17 protein-coding genes are annotated in these 16,354 nt (G+C 69.3%); 9 read left to right on the top strand and 8 right to left on the bottom strand.

Annotated elements, in window-relative coordinates; translation table 11 throughout:
- Window positions 1-13: 13 nt before the first annotated feature.
- The 3 genes from Aple_RS01025 to Aple_RS01015 are packed head-to-tail and all read right to left on the bottom strand — an operon-like array spanning window position 14 to window position 2,804.
- Window positions 14-1,213, bottom strand: coding sequence for an acyl-CoA dehydrogenase family protein (locus Aple_RS01025; protein ID WP_155342498.1), 1,200 nt, complete (start codon window positions 1,211-1,213; stop codon window positions 14-16).
- A complete protein-coding gene (locus Aple_RS01020) occupies window positions 1,210-1,641 on the bottom strand; it encodes a Zn-ribbon domain-containing OB-fold protein (protein WP_155342497.1) in 432 nt (143 codons plus the stop codon). Before Aple_RS01020 ends, Aple_RS01025 begins: the two co-directional genes overlap by 4 nt.
- Window positions 1,638-2,804: a thiolase C-terminal domain-containing protein gene (locus tag Aple_RS01015; RefSeq protein ID WP_174889772.1), complete on the bottom strand. Its 1,167-nt coding sequence runs from the start codon at window positions 2,802-2,804 to the stop codon at window positions 1,638-1,640. The genes Aple_RS01020 and Aple_RS01015 overlap by 4 nt, the downstream gene beginning before the upstream one ends.
- 80 nt (window positions 2,805-2,884) lie before the next feature.
- Between Aple_RS01015 and Aple_RS01010 the strand changes: the two genes are divergently transcribed.
- The 3 genes from Aple_RS01010 (at window position 2,885) to Aple_RS01000 (ending at window position 6,442) form a co-directional block, all read left to right on the top strand.
- Window positions 2,885-3,874, top strand: a complete 990-nt coding sequence (locus tag Aple_RS01010) for a TIGR03617 family F420-dependent LLM class oxidoreductase (RefSeq protein ID WP_155342496.1) — start codon at window positions 2,885-2,887, stop codon at window positions 3,872-3,874.
- A gap of 80 nt (window positions 3,875-3,954) precedes the next feature.
- Window positions 3,955-5,655 (top strand): flavin-containing monooxygenase, encoded by a 1,701-nt coding sequence (locus Aple_RS01005; RefSeq protein WP_155342495.1) that lies wholly within the window; start codon window positions 3,955-3,957, stop codon window positions 5,653-5,655.
- Window positions 5,648-6,442 carry an enoyl-CoA hydratase/isomerase family protein gene (locus tag Aple_RS01000; protein ID WP_155342494.1) on the top strand — a complete coding sequence of 265 codons (795 nt, stop codon included), beginning with the start codon at window positions 5,648-5,650 and terminating at the stop codon, window positions 6,440-6,442. Before Aple_RS01005 ends, Aple_RS01000 begins: the two co-directional genes overlap by 8 nt.
- 8 nt (window positions 6,443-6,450) lie before the next feature.
- Here Aple_RS01000 and Aple_RS00995 read toward each other — a convergent pair whose 3' ends face one another.
- A complete protein-coding gene (locus tag Aple_RS00995) occupies window positions 6,451-7,605 on the bottom strand; it encodes a thiolase family protein (protein WP_155342493.1) in 1,155 nt (384 codons plus the stop codon).
- Window positions 7,606-7,688: 83 nt separating this feature from the next.
- Between Aple_RS00995 and Aple_RS00990 the strand changes: the two genes are divergently transcribed.
- Both Aple_RS00990 and Aple_RS00985 read left to right on the top strand, forming a co-directional pair.
- Complete coding sequence (locus Aple_RS00990; protein WP_155342492.1) at window positions 7,689-8,081, top strand: nuclear transport factor 2 family protein; 393 nt, start codon at window positions 7,689-7,691, stop codon at window positions 8,079-8,081.
- Window positions 8,078-8,551, top strand: a complete 474-nt coding sequence (locus tag Aple_RS00985; protein ID WP_155342491.1) for a nuclear transport factor 2 family protein — start codon at window positions 8,078-8,080, stop codon at window positions 8,549-8,551. Before Aple_RS00990 ends, Aple_RS00985 begins: the two co-directional genes overlap by 4 nt.
- A gap of 54 nt (window positions 8,552-8,605) precedes the next feature.
- Here Aple_RS00985 and Aple_RS00980 read toward each other — a convergent pair whose 3' ends face one another.
- From Aple_RS00980 to Aple_RS00970, 3 genes are read right to left on the bottom strand one after another with little or no spacing between them, the layout of a single operon-like run.
- Complete coding sequence (locus Aple_RS00980) at window positions 8,606-8,797, bottom strand: ferredoxin (protein ID WP_155342490.1); 192 nt, start codon at window positions 8,795-8,797, stop codon at window positions 8,606-8,608.
- 18 nt (window positions 8,798-8,815) lie between these two features.
- Window positions 8,816-10,027 carry a cytochrome P450 gene (locus Aple_RS00975; RefSeq protein WP_155342489.1) on the bottom strand — a complete coding sequence of 404 codons (1,212 nt, stop codon included), beginning with the start codon at window positions 10,025-10,027 and terminating at the stop codon, window positions 8,816-8,818.
- A gap of 29 nt (window positions 10,028-10,056) precedes the next feature.
- A complete protein-coding gene (locus Aple_RS00970; RefSeq protein WP_155342488.1) occupies window positions 10,057-11,193 on the bottom strand; it encodes a zinc-binding dehydrogenase in 1,137 nt (378 codons plus the stop codon).
- 84 nt (window positions 11,194-11,277) lie between these two features.
- On the opposite strand from Aple_RS00970, the gene Aple_RS00965 reads away from it, so the two are divergent.
- Genes Aple_RS00965 through Aple_RS00950 form a run of 4 tightly spaced genes read left to right on the top strand, consistent with a single transcriptional unit; the run spans window position 11,278 to window position 14,903 of the window.
- The gene (locus tag Aple_RS00965; RefSeq protein WP_155342487.1) at window positions 11,278-12,360 is read left to right on the top strand and encodes a phosphotransferase family protein; all 1,083 of its coding nucleotides are present in this window, start codon (window positions 11,278-11,280) and stop codon (window positions 12,358-12,360) included.
- Window positions 12,357-12,800: a nitroreductase family deazaflavin-dependent oxidoreductase gene (locus Aple_RS00960; protein WP_155342486.1), complete on the top strand. Its 444-nt coding sequence runs from the start codon at window positions 12,357-12,359 to the stop codon at window positions 12,798-12,800. The genes Aple_RS00965 and Aple_RS00960 overlap by 4 nt, the downstream gene beginning before the upstream one ends.
- Before the next feature lie 8 nt (window positions 12,801-12,808).
- On the top strand, window positions 12,809-14,263 hold the full coding sequence (locus Aple_RS00955) for an aldehyde dehydrogenase (protein ID WP_155342485.1): 1,455 nt from the start codon (window positions 12,809-12,811) through the stop codon (window positions 14,261-14,263).
- 37 nt (window positions 14,264-14,300) lie between these two features.
- Complete coding sequence (locus tag Aple_RS00950; protein ID WP_155342484.1) at window positions 14,301-14,903, top strand: histidine phosphatase family protein; 603 nt, start codon at window positions 14,301-14,303, stop codon at window positions 14,901-14,903.
- A 54-nt stretch (window positions 14,904-14,957) separates the two neighbouring features.
- On the opposite strand, the gene Aple_RS00945 is transcribed toward Aple_RS00950, so the two are convergent.
- Window positions 14,958-16,193 (bottom strand): ABC transporter substrate-binding protein, encoded by a 1,236-nt coding sequence (locus tag Aple_RS00945; RefSeq protein ID WP_155342483.1) that lies wholly within the window; start codon window positions 16,191-16,193, stop codon window positions 14,958-14,960.
- Window positions 16,194-16,354: the final 161 nt, after the last annotated feature.

Below are 16,354 nucleotides of genomic sequence, written 5' to 3'. Positions count from 1 at the left end.
CGGTTCCTCGCTTTCAGCTTCTCGGGATGACGCGCCAGGGCACGTCCTTGTCGGCCCTCGGGTCGCCGGGGAGACCGAGGAGCCGCTCGGCCAGCACGTTCTTCATGACCTCGCTGGTGCCGCCCTCGATCGAGTTGGCCCGGCTGCGCAGGAACGCCTTCTGCGGCGTGGAGTACTCCATCGCCACCACGGGCCGCACCTTCTCGTATGTCCCGTACAACAGGCCCTCGGCGCCCATCAGGGTCACCAGCTCGGAGTAGACGTCCTTGGCCAGGTCGGCCGCCATGATCTTGGAGATCGAGCCCTCGGGGCCGGGGGTCTCGCCGGTGCGCAGCTGGCTCAGCCGGATGTTGGCCAGGCGCAGCACCTCGGCCCGGACCCAGAGCCCGGCGACGGTGTCGGTGTGGAGGCGGGCGGTCGCGGGGTCGGCCCGGACGAGTTCGCGGTACCGGTCGACGAGCCGTGCGATCGGGCCCGAGCCGCGCGGCGGGATGACACCGCCGATCGACACCCGCTCGTTCATCAGCGTGGTGAGCACGACCTTCCAGCCGTCACCCACTTCACCCAGCCGCGCCAGGTCGGGGATACGCACCCGGTCGAGGAAGACCTCGTTGAACTCGGCCTCCCCGGTGAGCTGGTGCAGCGGGCGCACGTCCACCCCGGGCGCCGACATGTCCAGGACGAACGCGGTCAGCCCCTGGTGTTTGACCACGTCCGGGTCGGTCCTGGCGATGAGCAGGCCCCACGACGACTGGTGGGCCATGGTGGTCCACACCTTCTGGCCGTCGGCCACCCACTCGTCGCCGTCGCGGCGGGCGCGGGTCGCCAGGCCCGCCACGTCGCTGCCCGCGCCGGGTTCGCTGAACAGCTGGCACCAGATCTCCTCGCCGGAGAACAGCGGGCGCAGGTGGCGGCGGCGCTGTTCTTCCGTGCCCCACACCACCAGGGTGGGCGCGCACATCCCGTGGCCGATGGGGTTGACCGCGGCGGCGTCCGGGCCGCCGGCCGCCGCGATCACGTGGTTGACGGCGGCCTGCAAGCGCACGTCGGCGCCGAGCCCGCCGGCGCCCACGGGATGGTTGATCCAGGCCAGGCCCCGGTCGAACTGGGCGGCCAGGAAGTCCCGCGCCGGCGTCCGGGCGGGCGGCAGGTCGGCGACCAGGCCCAGAGCCAGCGAACGGGCCTGCTCCTCGTTGAGTCGCGACTGGCTCATGACCTCGGCGCTCCCGTTTCTGGGGTCCCCACGAGGGCGACCGGGACCATGAAGTCCCCGCCCGGCAGGGGCCGCATGGCGATGTCCACCCGCGTCCCCGGGGCGACGTCGCCTTCGGCGTCCGCCACCCGGGCCACGATCCTCGGCCCGCCGGCTCCCCCGACCTCGACGATCACCACGGTGTAGGGAGTGGCGTAGAGCGGGACGGCCGGGTGGCGCATCACCGTGCCGCTGTAGACCACACCCCACAACGGCGCGGCCTCCGGCCGGAGCCGGACGGCGCAGGCCCGGCACATCTCCAGGGGTGGGTGTTGCCAGGCGAGGCAGCGGGGGCAACGGGCCAGGATCAGCCGCCCGTCGCGGGCGCCGTCCCAGAACGGGGCGGTCAGCGGGTCGGGGACCGGCTGGAAGGCGCTCACGTCACTCATCGGGCGGCCTCGAACAGGAGCGCGCCGCCGTAGGGGCCGCCGCCCGCGGTCACCACAGCCGTCCTCGCACCGTCGACCTGGCGTTCGCCCGCCTGCCCGCGCAGTTGCGCGACGGCCTCGTAGTGATGGTTGAAACCATGGATGTATCCCTCGGAGAGAAGGCCGCCGTGGGGGTTCACCACGACGTCGCCCCCATAGGTGGCCCGGCCGTCGCGGAAGTAGTCGCCCCCTTCGCCGGGCTTGAAGAAACCCAGCCCTTCGAGCGAGACGAGCAGGGTGTAGGTGAAGCAGTCGTAGACGCAGGCCACGTCGACGTCGGCGGGGCGCAGTCCGAAACGGCCCCAGAACCGGTCCGCGATCCTGGCGGTGTACATCTCGGTGAAGTCGGGCCAGTTGTTCCACGACCCTCCGGTGTTCCAGGTGAACTCGCCGCCCCTGATGAGCACGACCGGCTGGGCCAGGTCCGCGGCCCGCTCCGGCGTGGTGACGACCAGGGCGCAGGCGCCGTCCACCTCCAGCGAGCAGTCGTAGACCCGCAGGGGGTCGGAGACCAGCCGGGAGCCGAGGTACCTGTCGAGGGTGAGCGGGTCGCGCATCACCGCGTGCGGATTACGCCCCGCGTGCGCGCGCTCGGTGATGGCCAGGGCGCCGAGGTCCTCCGACGTGGTGCCGTATCTCGCCTGGTGCCGCCGGGCCCACATCGCGAACCATTGCGGGGGTACGGCGTAGCCGGAGGCGAAGTCGAACGGCTGGTCGGGGTGGTTGAGCAGGCTCGCCATGCCGGAGCTCTGGCTGTAGCGCAGGCCCGACCGGCCGCAGAGGGAGCGGTACACCAGCGCGTAGCGGCACACGCCGGAGGTGACCGCCATGGCCGCCGCGTGCACCGAGGTGAAGGAGCCGGTGCCGCCCGCGTAGACGTCGAGGTTCCAGGTCAGCTCGCCGGCGCCGATCGCGTACGGCACCTGCCCGAAGGTGGCGCTGTCGTTCATGCTGTACGACGCGACCCCGTCGATGTCGGCGACGTCGAGCCCGGCGTCGGCGATCGCCGCGCGGCTCGCCTCGGCGGCCAGCGACAACGGCGACCGCGGACCGGCCAGGTTCCTGGTGTAGGCCGTTCGCCCGATGCCCACGACCGCCGCGACGGCCTCGCCACTGCCAGCCATGCCCCTCACCTGCTTCCATAACCGCACTAAACGATTAGTATACACACGCAACCGTGTCTCCGGCCCCAGGAGGACCCCTGATGCAATTCGATCGCATGCTCGACCCCACACCGGTGGGTATCGCCGAATCGGTCGCCGCCGCCAAGGCCGAAGGCTTCGACGGCGGCTGGGTGATCGAGACCCGCCATGACCCCTTTCTCCTGGTGAACACCGCCGCCGCGGGCGACACCGGCCTCCGGCTCGGCACCGCCGTCGCCGTGGGCTTCGCCCGCAGCCCGATGACCCTCGCCCAGCTCGCCAACGACCTGCAGCTCACCACGCGGGGACGGTTCGTGCTCGGTCTTGGCACCCAGGTACGCGCGCACATCGAGCGCCGTTTCTCCATGCCGTGGGGCAGGCCCGTCGGGCGGATGCGCGAGATGGTGCTCGCCCTGCACGCCATCTGGGACTCCTGGGAGAAGGGCGCCCCGCTCGACTTCGCCGGGGAGTTCTACACGCACACGCTGATGACGGCGGCGTTCTCTCCGGGCGCTTGTCCGTACGGCCGCCCGCCGGTGTATCTCGGCGCCCTTGGACCGGCGATGACCGAACTGGCGGGCCAGGTGGCCGACGGGCTGGTGATCCACCGGTTCATGTCGGAGCGGTTCCTGCACGAGGTGACCCTCCCCAACCTCAGGAAGGGGCTCGCCAACCGGCTGCGCCCGCTCCGGGGCGAGTTCCAGGTGGTGTACCCCCCGTTCGTGGCGGCCTCGGACGATCCGGCCGAGGAGGCCGGGCAGCTCGACGCCATCCGGGCCCAGGTGGCCTTCTATGCCAGCACCCCGGCCTACCGGCCCCTCCTCGACCTGCACGGCTGGACGGACCTGGGCGAGGAACTGCACACGCTGTCCCGCCGGGGCGCCTGGAGCGACATGGCCGGGCGGGTTCCCGACGAGGTGATCGAGGCCGTCGCGACCGTCACCACACCCGCGCGGCTCCGCGAGGACCTGCGGCGGCGGTTCGCCGGCTCGGTCCAGCGTGTCGTGCTCTACCAGCAGGAAAAGCCCCTGGCCCGAACGACACAGTTTTGACATTCAGCCTCTGACCGGTCAGTATACTTTGCTGTGAGCGAGTGCCAACGTCGAAGAAGGGGAGCCGCACGGTGAGCAACGTGGCAGGAGCATCTGACCGAGGGCCAGATCACGAGTTCATCGTCATCGGGGCCGGGCTGTGTGGCTTGTACGCCCTGCACCGTCTCCTGGAGACGGGCCGCGACGTCATCGCCCTGGAAGCCCACCCCGGGCTGGGGGGCACCTGGTACAAGAACCGCTACCCCGGCTGCCGGTTCGACTCCGAAAGCTACACCTACGGATACTCCTTCTCCGCCGACCTCCTCCAGGAGTGGGACTGGAGCGAGCACTTCGCGGCCCAGCCCGAGACGCTGCGTTACCTGAACCACGTGGCCGACCGGTTCCACCTGCGCCGGCACATCCGGTTCGACAGCGTGGTCCGATCCGCCGTCTTCGACGACCACACCAGCACCTGGACCCTCGAACTCGGCGACGGCCAGCGCCTCACCTGCCGGTTCCTCCTGACGGCCCTCGGCCTGCTGTCGGCACCCATGAAACCGCGCATCCCCGGGATCCAGAGCTTCCGCGGCGTCTCGTTCCACACCTACGACTGGCCGGAGGGCCTGGACCTCACCGGGAAACGGGTCGGGGTCATCGGAACCGGGTCGACCGGCGTGCAGATCATCGCCGAGCTGGCGGGCCGGGTCGCCGGCCTCGACGTCTTCCAGCTCAAGCCGAACTGGTGCGCGCCGCTGAACAACAGCCCCATCGGCGCCGAGGAGATGGCGCACATCAAGGCCAGCTACGACGAGATCTTCGCCCGGTGCGCCGAGACCCCCGGGGGATTCATCCACGGCCCCGACCGGCGGCCGTTCCACGAGGTGTCGCGGGAGGAGCGGCTCGCCCTGTGGGAGAGGTTGTACGCCTCCCCCGGCTTCGGCATCTGGCTGGGCAACTTCCGCGACATCCTGCTCGACGAGGACGCCAACCGGGAGTTCTCCGACTTCGTCGCGGGCAAGATCCGCGAGCGGGTGCACGACCCCGTCACGGCGGAGAAGCTGATTCCCAGGGACCACGGCTTCGGCGTGCACCGGGTCCCGCTGGAGACCGGCTACTACGAGGCGTACAACCACGAGTCCGTGCGTCTCGTCGACCTGGAGGAAACGCCGATCGTCGAGATCAACGAGACGGGCGTCGCCACCAGCGCGGGCCAGTTCGACCTCGACGTCATCGTGTACGCCACCGGCTTCGACGCGATCACCGGATCGTACGACCGCATCGACTTCCGGGGACGGGACGGGGTGAAGCTCCGGGAGAGGTGGGCCGACGGCCCGACGACCTATCTCGGCGCGCTCATCGCGGGCTTCCCCAACCTCGTCATGCTCGGCGGGCCCCACTCGGCCTCGGTCGCCACCAACTTCCCGCGTGCCATCGAGACGTCCGTCGACTGGGCCGCCCACCTGTTCGCCCACGTCACCGACCTCGGCTGTAACCGGCTCGAGTGCGAACCCGGGGCCGAGAAGGAGTGGACGCAGCACATCCAGGACCTCTACCAGCGGCAGTTACTGCGCAAGGCCAAGTCCTGGTTCACCGGGTACAACCCGAACATCCCCGGCCACGACCGCACGCGCTACCTCATCTATACCGGCGGCGCGCCCCGGTACCGGCGCGAGCTGGACGAGGTGGCCGGGGACGGCTACCGGGGACTGGTGTTCAGTTCGCCCGGTGAGGTCCCCCACCTCACCTCGACGGCGTGCCAGCGGGAAGGAGAACAACGAATGAGAGGCGTTGAACATGACTGACACGATCCTGGTCGACCGGCCGCGACCTGGCGTCGCCATGGTGACCCTGAACCGTCCGGAGAGCCTGAACTCCCTGAACAACGAGCTGTTCGTGACGCTCGCGGACCGGCTCCAGGAGCTGGACCGCGACCGCGAGGTGAAGGTGATCGTGCTCACCGGGGCGGGCCGTGGGTTCTGCGCCGGGCACGACCTGACGGAGGTGCAGGCCGGCCGGAGCCAGTCGATCGGCGAGCGGCTCATCGGCATCGACGACGAGGTGCGCTGCCTGCTGCTGGTCCACTCGCTGACGACACCGACGATCGCGGCGGTCAACGGCCCGGCGCGGGGCGGTGGCATGTCGATCGCCGTCGCCTGCGACATGCGGGTGGCCAGCACCGCGGCCACCTTCGGCGTGGCCTTCGTCAACATCGGGATCTCCTCCGGCGACGCCGGGCTCTCCTGGACCCTGCCCCGGCTGGTGGGCTCGGGCGTGGCGGCCGAGTTGATGCTGACCGGCCGGGTGGTGGACGCCGACGAGGCCCTGCGGCTGGGACTGGTCAACCGGGTCGCGCCCGCCGACCGGCTGCTCGCCACGGCGCTCGACCTCGCCGACCAGATCGCCGCCCACGACATGCTGGCGATCTGGATGACCAAACGGGCCCTGAACGCCTCCGGCGGCATCAGCCTGGAGGACGCGGTGCGGATGGAGAACACGGCCCAGATCATCGCCATGGACTCCGAGACCGCCCAGGCCAAGATCACCGAGTTCTTCGCGCGCCGTGACTCTGGATCACCCCCTCGGAGCTGACCCCGCAGTCAGCGCGCGATCCGCTCCAGCACGGTGCCGGTGCCCAGGCCGCCGCCGGTGCACATGGCCACCAGCGCGCGGCGGGCCCCGGTACGGACGAGGTCGTGGACGGCGGTCGTCACCAGGCGCGCTCCGGTGGCGCCGACGGGGTGGCCCAGGGCGATGGCGCCCCCGTTGCGGTTGACCCGGGCCGGGTCGACGTCGTACTCACGCAGCCAGGCCAGGACGACGCTCGCGAACGCCTCGTTGACCTCGAACAGGTCGATGTCGTCGAGGGTGAGGCCGGTGGAGTCCAGCAGGGCGCGGGTGACCGGGATCGGCCCGGTGAGCCGCAGTGTGGGGTCGACGCCGACGATCGACTGCCCGGCGATCCGCGCGAGCGGCCGCAGTCCCCGGGCCCGCGCGGCGGCCGCGCTCATGACCACGACCGCGGCGGCGCCGTCGGTGATCGGGGAGGAGCTCGCCGCCGTGTGGAAGCCGTCCGCGCGGAAGGCCGGCTTGAGCGCGCGCAGGTCGTCGAGGCTGCTGTCGCGGACCGGCTCGTCGGCCGTCACGCGGACGCCGTCCTCGGCGACGACCGGGGCGATCTCCGCGTCGAAGGCGCCGGCCGCCCGCGCCCGCAGCGCCCGCTGGTGGGAGTTCCAGGCGAACTCGTCGCACTCGGCCCGGCTGATGCCCCACTTCTCGGCGATCATCTCGGCGGATTCCCCGGCCGACACGACCGGGTACTGCTCGCGGTAGCGGTCCGTGAGGGGGTCACCCGCGCCCAGTTCCCGGTCGCTGCCCAGCGGCACCCGGGACATCGACTCGACTCCGGAGGCCAGGACGATGTCGGCGGTGCCCGCTGCGATCGACGAGGCCGCCATGTTGACCGCCTGCTGGCTCGATCCGCACTGCGCGTCCAGGGTCACGGCCGGGACCTCGACCGGCATGCCTCCGGTCAGTACGGCGATCCTGCCGATGTTGTACGCCTGTTCGCCGATCTTCGTCACCGCGCCGGTGAGCACCAGATCCACGTCCGTGGAGGTGAGGCCGGCACTCTCCAGAGCGGCGGCGTGCACGCCGGCCAGGAGCTCCGCCGGGTGGACGGTGGACAGCCCGCCCCGGCGCCGGCCGAACGGCGTCCTCCGGGCCGAGACGATGACCGCTTCCCGATCGTCCATGTCATTTCCCTCCGTCGATCGAACCCACGAGCCATCATAGTATACTGAACGTTCCGACTACATATGTAACGAGAGGCGGACCGATGACCACCGACACCGAACGGCTCAAGACCTTCGTAGGCCTCATGAACTCCGGCCGGTTCGACACCGCGCGCGAGATGGTCGCCGAGGACGTGCGGATCGAGGAACCGGACGCGATCCCGTACGGTGGCACGTTCACCGGCCTGGCCGGCTTCGACGAGTTCCGCCGGATCTTCGCGGCGACCTGGCGCCGGTGGAGCGACGGCCCGATGTGGTACGCCGAGAACGAGGGCACCGTGGTCAAGCTGAATGTGATCACGGCGGTCAGCCGGGCCACCGGCCAGGAGTACACCACGCCGCTCGCCGAGTTCTTCACCTTCACCGACGGGAAGATCAGCCGGATCACCATCTTCTACCAGGACGTGCCCGGCTTCTTGAAGGCGATCGGCTCGTGACGGCCGGCACCGGCTCGCTCTACGAGCAGGCTCGCGAGGCCAAGCATCGCTACGTCTGGGCCCTTGATTGCCGGGACTGGGCCGGCTACCGGGCCTCCTTGGCCGACGAGCTCCTCGTCGACTTCCGCAGCCTCGGCTACAAGTCCGCCATGACGCTGAGCGCCGACGGCTGGATCGCTCAGGTGCGCAAGCTGATGGACGGCCTGGACGCCTCGCACCACGCAGTGTGCAACCTGGTGGTCGATCCGGAGCCCCGCGAGCTGGCGGTGCGTTCGTACGTCACGGCCCAGCACGTGCTGCGCACCGCCGACCAGCCGGACCGCCTCTATCTCATCGCCGGATGGTACGACGACCGCATGGTCGAGGTCGACGGCGTCTGGAAGCTCACCCAGATCGTGTTCAACCAGGTCTGGGCCGACGGCGACCCGGCCGTGATGACCGACGCCGTGCGGCGTGCGGCCGCCTCGTAGCGGCCGGCCTGGAAAGCCCCACCCCCGGCCGGGGGTGGGGCCGCGCGACAGCGGCTAATCCAGCCGCAACGCCTGCACCGGGCAGACGTTCACCCCGAGTTCGGCGTCGTCCTCCTTGCCCGGATCGACGGTCACCCCGTCCCCCACCGCGCTGTACCCCGCACCGTCGAGGGGGAACAGCGACTGGTCGACCATCGCGCACTGGCCATGGCCTTGGCAGACCTCGCGGTCAACCGAGATCAACACCGTTGGCTCCTTCCAGCCCTACGCCGGCGAGACGGTCACCGGCATCCGCTTCACGGGCCGGAAGTAGCAGTCACGCCCGTAGGTCGGTTCGTCGTCGAGACGCACGTCGCCCGTCCGCCGCAGGAACTCTTCGAGGAGGATGCGGATCTCCAGACGCGCGACGAAGGCGCCGAGGCAGAAGTGGTTCCCGAAGCCGAAGGTGAGATGCGAGTTGGGGCTCCGCGTCAGGTCGAACGACATGGGGTCCTTGAACTCGTCGGGGTCGAAGTTGGCGGAGGCGTACATCATGATCACGGCGTCCCCCTCCTTGATGGTCGAGCCGTGCATCTCGATGTCCCGAGCCGCCGTGCGGCGCATGAACACCACCGGCGTGGCCCAGCGCAGGATCTCCTCCACCGCCGGGTCGGGAACGCGGTCGAGGTGCCGGCGGAGCCACGCCATCTGGAGGGGGTTGTGGACCAGTGCGTGCATACCGTGCGACAGGGCGTTGCGTGTCGTCTCGTTACCGGCGCCGATCAGCAGGAGCGTGAAGCCCATCAGCTCCTCGTTGGTCAGCCGATCCCCGTCGACGGCCCTGGTGAGCTTCGACATGATGTCGTCACCGGGATCGTCCCGGCGGAGATCCGCGAGGTAGAGGCCGTAGTCCCAGAGGCCGTGCATCGCCTCCAGCTGGGCTTCAGGGGATGGCGAGTATTCCGGGTCCATCGGCGCGGCGATCGTGTTGGACCAGGCCAGAACCCGGTAGCGGTCCTCCTCCGGGACGCCCATCAGGTTGCAGATCACCTGCATGGGCAATTCGACGGCGACGTCCCGCACGAAGTCGAAGGACTTCTTCTCCAGCGCCTTGGTGACGATCGACGCGGCCAGATCGCGGAAGGAGTTTTCGAACATCTTGATCGACCGGCGCGTGAAGGCCTGGCTCACCAGCAGGCGATTCCGGTGGTGCTCCGGCCCGTCGAGGCTGGTCATGGCCGGTTTCCCGTTGCTCTTGAGCGTCGGGCCCGACTTCTTCGGGCTGACACCCTTGTAGTTGAGGAAGTTCACCGCGTCGCGGTTGACATTCCTGACGTCGCTGTGCCGGGTGAGGATCCACCCGGACTCGATCATGCCGGGTTCGCGGTTCGACTGGAGGAAGCACGGCGCGTTCCGCCGCAGGTAGGCGAACTGATCGTGGGGCAGTCCTTGCTGGTAGATCTCCGGGTTGAGGACGTCGATGTCAGCCAGATTCATGGAACTTCTCCTTCGGGCACATCACGCGTCTAGACCGCGAAGTCGATCACTGTGCGGGCCACGGCCGCGCTGTCGAGGTTGTCCATCACGTCGTTGATCTTCGTGAGCGGGACGGTGTTCCCCACGAGTTCGTCCAGAAGAAGATCTCCGCGCCGGTACCGCTCGACGATGAACGACACGTCGCGCGCGATATTGGTCGAGCCGCAGCGGCAGCCGATGATCGACTTCTGCTGGCTGACGAATGGCAGGTACATCGGCACGTCCATGGCGGCGCCCAGCGGCGCCGCCCCCACCAGGCACATCCGGCCACCCGGCCGCGTCAGCTCGAGTGCCTGCCGGGCTGTCGACGGCAGGCCCACCACCTCGAACACCACGTCCGCGCCGCGTCCGCCGGTCAGCTCCCTGACCGACTCGATCGTCGCGGCCGGGTCCGTCCCCTGGATCACGGTGGACGCGCCGAACCGGCGGGCGAGCTCGAGCTTCTCCGGCATCAGGTCGACGGCGACGATGCGGGAGCTGCCGGCGATCCGCGCGCCCTGGACCACGTTGAGGCCCACGCCGCCGCAGCCGAGGACGACCACGACGTCGCCCGGCCGGACGTTCGCGGTGTTGAGGGCGGCGCCGATGCCGGTGAGCACCCCGCAACCGACGAGACACGCGCTCGTCATCGGCATGTCGCCGGGAAGCCGTACGACCGCGGCGGCGTCGACGACCACGACGGAGGAGAACGTGCCGACACCCGCGAGCTGGGCGACCGGATCGCCGTCGCGGGTGAGGCGCGGCGGGGCGGACGGATCGGTGGCCGGCTTGGTCTCGCACAGCTCGGGCTGCGACCGCACGCAGTAGAAGCACGAGCCGCACTGCGTCAGCCAGGTCAGGATCACGGGATCGCCTGGGGACAACCCGGTCACGGCGGATCCGACCACGTCGACCACACCGGCGCCCTCGTGGCCGAGTACGAGTGGCGGCTTGAAGGGAATGGCGCCCGTGAAGATCGACTGGTCGGTGTGACAGACGCCCGTGGCGGCGAGTCGTACCCGCACCTCGTGGGCGAGTGGTGCACGAACAGCCAGGTCGAGAAGGTCGAGCGGGCGACCGGGTTCGGTGAACACCGCCGCCTCGGCGATGACCGTCGACGCCCCGGTGCCAGTACCAGCTCTGCTCATAGAGCACTTCTAGCATGTATACGATACGTTCGGTAGACTTCGCCAAATGTTCGTAACACGGCGGTGACATCCCTGGGAGGCTCCATGCACACTGCCGGAATACCCACGAGCTCGGCGATCCCGAGAGCGATGGCGGACTTCACCCCGGAATGGTTGACGACGGTGCTGTCACCGTCGTTTCCCGGGCTGATCGTGAGCTCCGCCACCGTCGAAACCATCAACACCGGGGTCGCGATGACGGCCCGAATCCATCTCACCTACGAGAACGACTCGCCGGCCTACCCTCGGTCGGTGTGCGTGAAATGCTGCTTCGGCTCGCCGCACAGCCCGGTCATGCTCGACGGAGGGCTGTACGCCAAGGAGGCGTACATGTACGGGCGCATGTTGCCGGACCTGCCGCTCAACGTGCCCCGCTGCTTCTCCTGCGGCTCCGACGACGACACCAAGTCGGCGTACATCATGCTTGAGGACCTGACGCTCCGCGACGGAACGTTCTGTTCGGCGGACCGGTCCCTCACCGTGGAGCAGGTCGATGACGTGCTCTCCCAACAGGCCGCCATGCACGCCATGACGTGGGACGCACCGTGGCTCCACGACAGGCGCTGGCTGCACCACGGCATTCCGCTCGGCCAGCGTGATCCGTTCTACGACCTCTACACCGCGCGCATTCCCGAGTTCCTCGAGATGCCCCGGGGCGGGGCGCTGCCGAAACGGTTCCGCGACCCGCAGTTCCTCCGGGAGACCCTCTACCGGCTGCTGGACCTGGACGGCAGAGCGACTCCCTGCCTCGTCCACGGCGACGCCCACACCGGCAACCTGTTCATCGACGGCGAGGGCCGTCCTGGCCTGCTGGACTGGCAGTGCGCACGCGCCGGCCACTGGAGTCTCGACGTCGCCAAGACGATGATGTCGGCGCTCGACCCGGAAGACCGGCGCAGCTCGGAGAAGGACCTGCTGCGACGCTACCTGGAGACCCTGGCGGGGCACGGCGCTCCCGCGCCGGACTGGGACGAGGCCTGGGACAGCTACCGCAGGCACGCCGTCTTCGGTCTGTGGATCTGGCTCGTCACCCCTCCGGACATGCAGACGGAGCTCCGCGTGACCGCGACGGTCTACAAATTCGGGGTCGCCGCGATCGACCTCGACGTGATGGAGGCGATGGCGTGACCGGAGAAGGAAAGCGCCGCACCGGCTGGGACACGCAGTTCGCCGACAAGGCAGACCACATCGCCCGGTATATCGCGACGGGCGGCAAGGACGGCTACCTCTGGTCGGAGACGCCGACCCTCCTGCTGACCACCCGCGGGCGGCGCTCCGGGCAGGAGCGCACGGTCGCCCTGATCTTCGGCGAGGACGACGGCCGTTACATCCTGATCGCGTCCCAGGGCGGTGCCCCTCGCCACCCCAACTGGTACCTCAACATCCTCGCGGATCCCGTCGTGACCCTGCAGGTCATGGCCGACCGTTTCACCGCCCGTGCCCGGACGGCCGAGGGCGAAGAGCGCGACCGCCTGTGGACGCGGATGGTCCAGCTCTGGGAGTACGACGTGTACGCGACACGCACCGACCGAATCATTCCGGTCGTGGTGCTGGAACGGGAGTGGTGACGAGGGTTATGGAACACGACATCAAGCATCTTTACATCGGCGGAGAGTACGTCGAGCCGCACTCGGCCGACCGCATCGACGTGGTGAACCCGGCCAACGGGCAGCGCATCGGATCGATCGTGGACGGTGACGCGACCGACGTCGCGCGGGCAGCCGAAGCGGCGGACCGGGCGTTCCGGACGTCCGGCTGGGCGGAGCTGACGCCGAAGGATCGGGCCGGGTACATTCGCCGCCTGGCGGACGCGTATGTGGAGCGCGGCGCGGAGATGGCGAGGCTGGTGAGTTCGGAGAACGGCATGCCGATCTCCTTCTCCCGGCTCGTCCACGAGGAACGCCCGGCCCGCTACTACCGGTACTTCGCCGGCGTCGCGGACACCCTGGAGCTGGAACGCACCCGGCCGACCAGCACCGGTTACGCGATCGTGCGCAAGGAGCCGATCGGCGTCGCCGGGCTCATCATTCCGTGGAACGGCCCGCAGGGGCTCATCGCGTGGAAGCTCGGGCCGGCCCTCGCCGCCGGATGCGCCGTGGTCATCAAGCCGTCACCGGAGACCACGCTCGACGCGTTCCTGCTCAGCGAGGCGATCGAGCAGGCCGGCTTCCCGCCTGGACTGATCAACATCGTCAGCGGCGGCCCCGAGACCGGCCAGGCCGTGGTCGATCACCCGCTGATCGCCAAGATCGCCTTCACCGGCTCGTCGACCACCGGAAAGATCATCGCCGCCCGGGCCGGAGCCCAGCTCAAGCCGGTCACCCTGGAACTCGGCGGCAAGTCGGCGGCCATCCTGCTCGACGACGCCGACCTCGACGACTTCGGCGCCCGGATCCTTGAGGTGTGCCTGCCCAACACCGGCCAGCAGTGCACGGCGTGCACCCGGGTCCTGGCTCCTCGCGACAAGTACGACCAGGTCGTCGAGCTCGCCACCGAGGTACTGGCCCGCGTGCCGGTCGGTGATCCGGCTGACCCGAAGTCGGTGTTCGGACCACTGGTGTCCGCGCGGCAGCGCGCCCGGGTGGAGTCGTACATCGCGGCGGGGTTGCAGGAGGGCGCCCGCCTGACCACCGGCGGCGGCCGACCGGCGGGGCTCGAAGGCGGCTGCTACGTCGAGCCGACCGTGTTCCGGGATGTCTCCAACGACATGCGGATCGCGCGCGAGGAGATCTTCGGGCCGGTCCTGTCGATCATTCCCTACGACGGTGAGGAGGAGGCGATCGCGATCGCCAACGACTCGGCGTACGGCCTCAGCGGAGCGGTGTTCAGCCGCGACGTCGACCACGCCACCGACGTGGCGCGGCGGTTGCAGACCGGCACGGTCGGCGTCGACCAGTTCTCGATCGCGCTGGAGGCACCCTTCGGCGGCTACAAGGAGAGCGGTCTGGGCCGGGAGCTCGGGCCGGAGTCGGTCGACAGCTACCTGCGTATCAAGACCATCTACCGCGCCGGCAGCGCTCCATCCGCGTGACGGCCCGGGAAAACGGCATTGGTGGCGGAGAGTACCCGTGCGGCTGATCCTGGCTCGCCACGGCGAGATCCCCACCAATGTCGCTCGCACGCTCGACACCAGCCCGCCCGGCCCTGGTCTCAACAGCGTCGGGCTGGCGCAGGCGCGACGGCTGTCCCGTGACCTGAGGCCCGAGGACATCCAGCAGGTCAGCTCGTCGGCGATGACGCGGGCCTGCCAGACGGCCTCGATCGTCGCCGACGCCCGCGGGCTTTCCGTGGTGGTCCGCGACGGGCTGCACGAAATCTCCGCGGGCAGCCTCGACCTGCGCTCCGACGAGGAGGCCATCCTGGCCTACCGGGAAGTCACCTTCGCCTGGGCCACGGGGGATCTGGGCGTCGTCATGCCCGGATCGGGCACCGGGCACCGGGTTCTCGCTCGGTTCGACGCCGCCGTCGAGCTCATCTGCTGGGACGGCGTCGACACCGCACTGGTGGTCAGTCACGGGGCCATGATCCGTACGTGGGTCGCCGCGCGTGCGATCGGTGGCGGATTCATCCGGGAACGGACGTTGCCCAACACCGCGTACGTCATCCTCGACGGCTCCATGGACGGCGGCTGGCGCATGCTGGCGTGGGACGGCCTGACCACCGCCGACTGACTCCATGAGCCGGACGTCCCCGGCAACTATCGGGGACGTCCGGCTCGGAGGGTGTTACAGCACGTCGTACTGGCCGTTGACGAGCGGTGTGTTCGCCGGGATCAGGACATAAGGTCCGGGGTCACCCCGGAAGTGGCTGTCCTTCGTCCAGTCGAACTTGCTGCTCATCGCGGGTTCGAAGGGGGCGGTGGGATTGTTCTCCATGGCGGCCCGCCAACCGTCCGGGTCGTCGGTCTTGCCGCCCGCGGTGATGAAGGCGTTCATCGCCGCGAGGACCGTGTCGTAGGAGAGAGCGTAGGTCAGCAGCGGGGTGGTGTAGGTGATCTTCTCCTCGGCGAGCGTCGCGACGAGCTTCTTCTTGCCCGGCAACGTCTCGGCTTCCGTCTGCGCGACGCTGACCTGATAGGCGTTGAGCACGACGCCCTCGGCTTCCTCGGCCGTGAACAGACCGGAGATGTTGCCGGTGGCGACCGCCGAGTCTCCGTAGAAGGGGACGTCGAATCCGATCTTCGCCCGGGACTTGATGATGTAGCCGCCGGCGGGCCCGACCGAGAAGAACACGACTGCCTGGCTACCCGCGTCCCGCAGCCGGGTGAGCGGTGCGGACATGTCGAGGTCCGCGGCGCCGTACTTCTCGATGCGCAGGTTGAGCCCGAGATCTTTGAACGCCTTGGCGTAGGGCGCCTCCTGGGCCTCACCGACCGCGCTGTTGGGGAGCAGCAGCCCGGCGTCGGTGTAACCCGCATCCTTGAACTGCTTCGCGAAGAACCGCGACTGGACGTCGCTCGCTCCGGCGCCGGAGAAGATGTAGGGGTTCTGCGCGGCGTCGCCCGCGGCCGAAGCCTGGTTGGGACAGACGACAGGGACCTTCGCCGCCGTGGTGGCCGCCGCGAGGGCGACGATCTCACTGCTGGAGGTGCCCGCGAAGACCAGGTCGGGCTTGCTGGAGGCCACCTCGCTCTGGAAGAGCGATACGGCCCGGGTTGGGTCGCTTTGCGTGTTCAGGGTCTTGACCTCGACCTTCCTGCCGTTCACTCCGCCGTTGGCGTTCACGACGTCGGCGGCGGCGTTCACTCCGGCGAGAAGCGGCGCACCCGCGGGTGCGGCGAGGCCGGAGGTGGCGAGAAGAGCGAGAATTCGGATCGGCTCGGTCGCTGACGGTGAGCCGCTCTCACCGTCGGCGCCGCACGCGGCAACCGTCAGCACGGTGATGAGCAGGCTCGCGATAACGGCGAAGGGCCGTCGGCGGAATGTGTGTTTGGGTGTCCCCACCAGGTCCTCCCGCTTCATGTAGCCATCGCCGGGCACGGCCCAGGAGGTACAAGAGCTAGCGAGTTAGTGTTACTGAATGGTCAGTGTCCATAGGGGCGGCGATCGCGTCAAGGGTTTCGTCGCGACCGACGCCTCGATGTTCCCTGACTGGTCAGTATCATTTAGTCTGTGGTCATGCT

This window comes from Acrocarpospora pleiomorpha (assembly GCF_009687885.1).
In the GTDB taxonomy this organism is placed as follows: domain Bacteria; phylum Actinomycetota; class Actinomycetes; order Streptosporangiales; family Streptosporangiaceae; genus Acrocarpospora; species Acrocarpospora pleiomorpha.
This window is presented reverse-complemented; position numbering and strand designations above follow the sequence as displayed.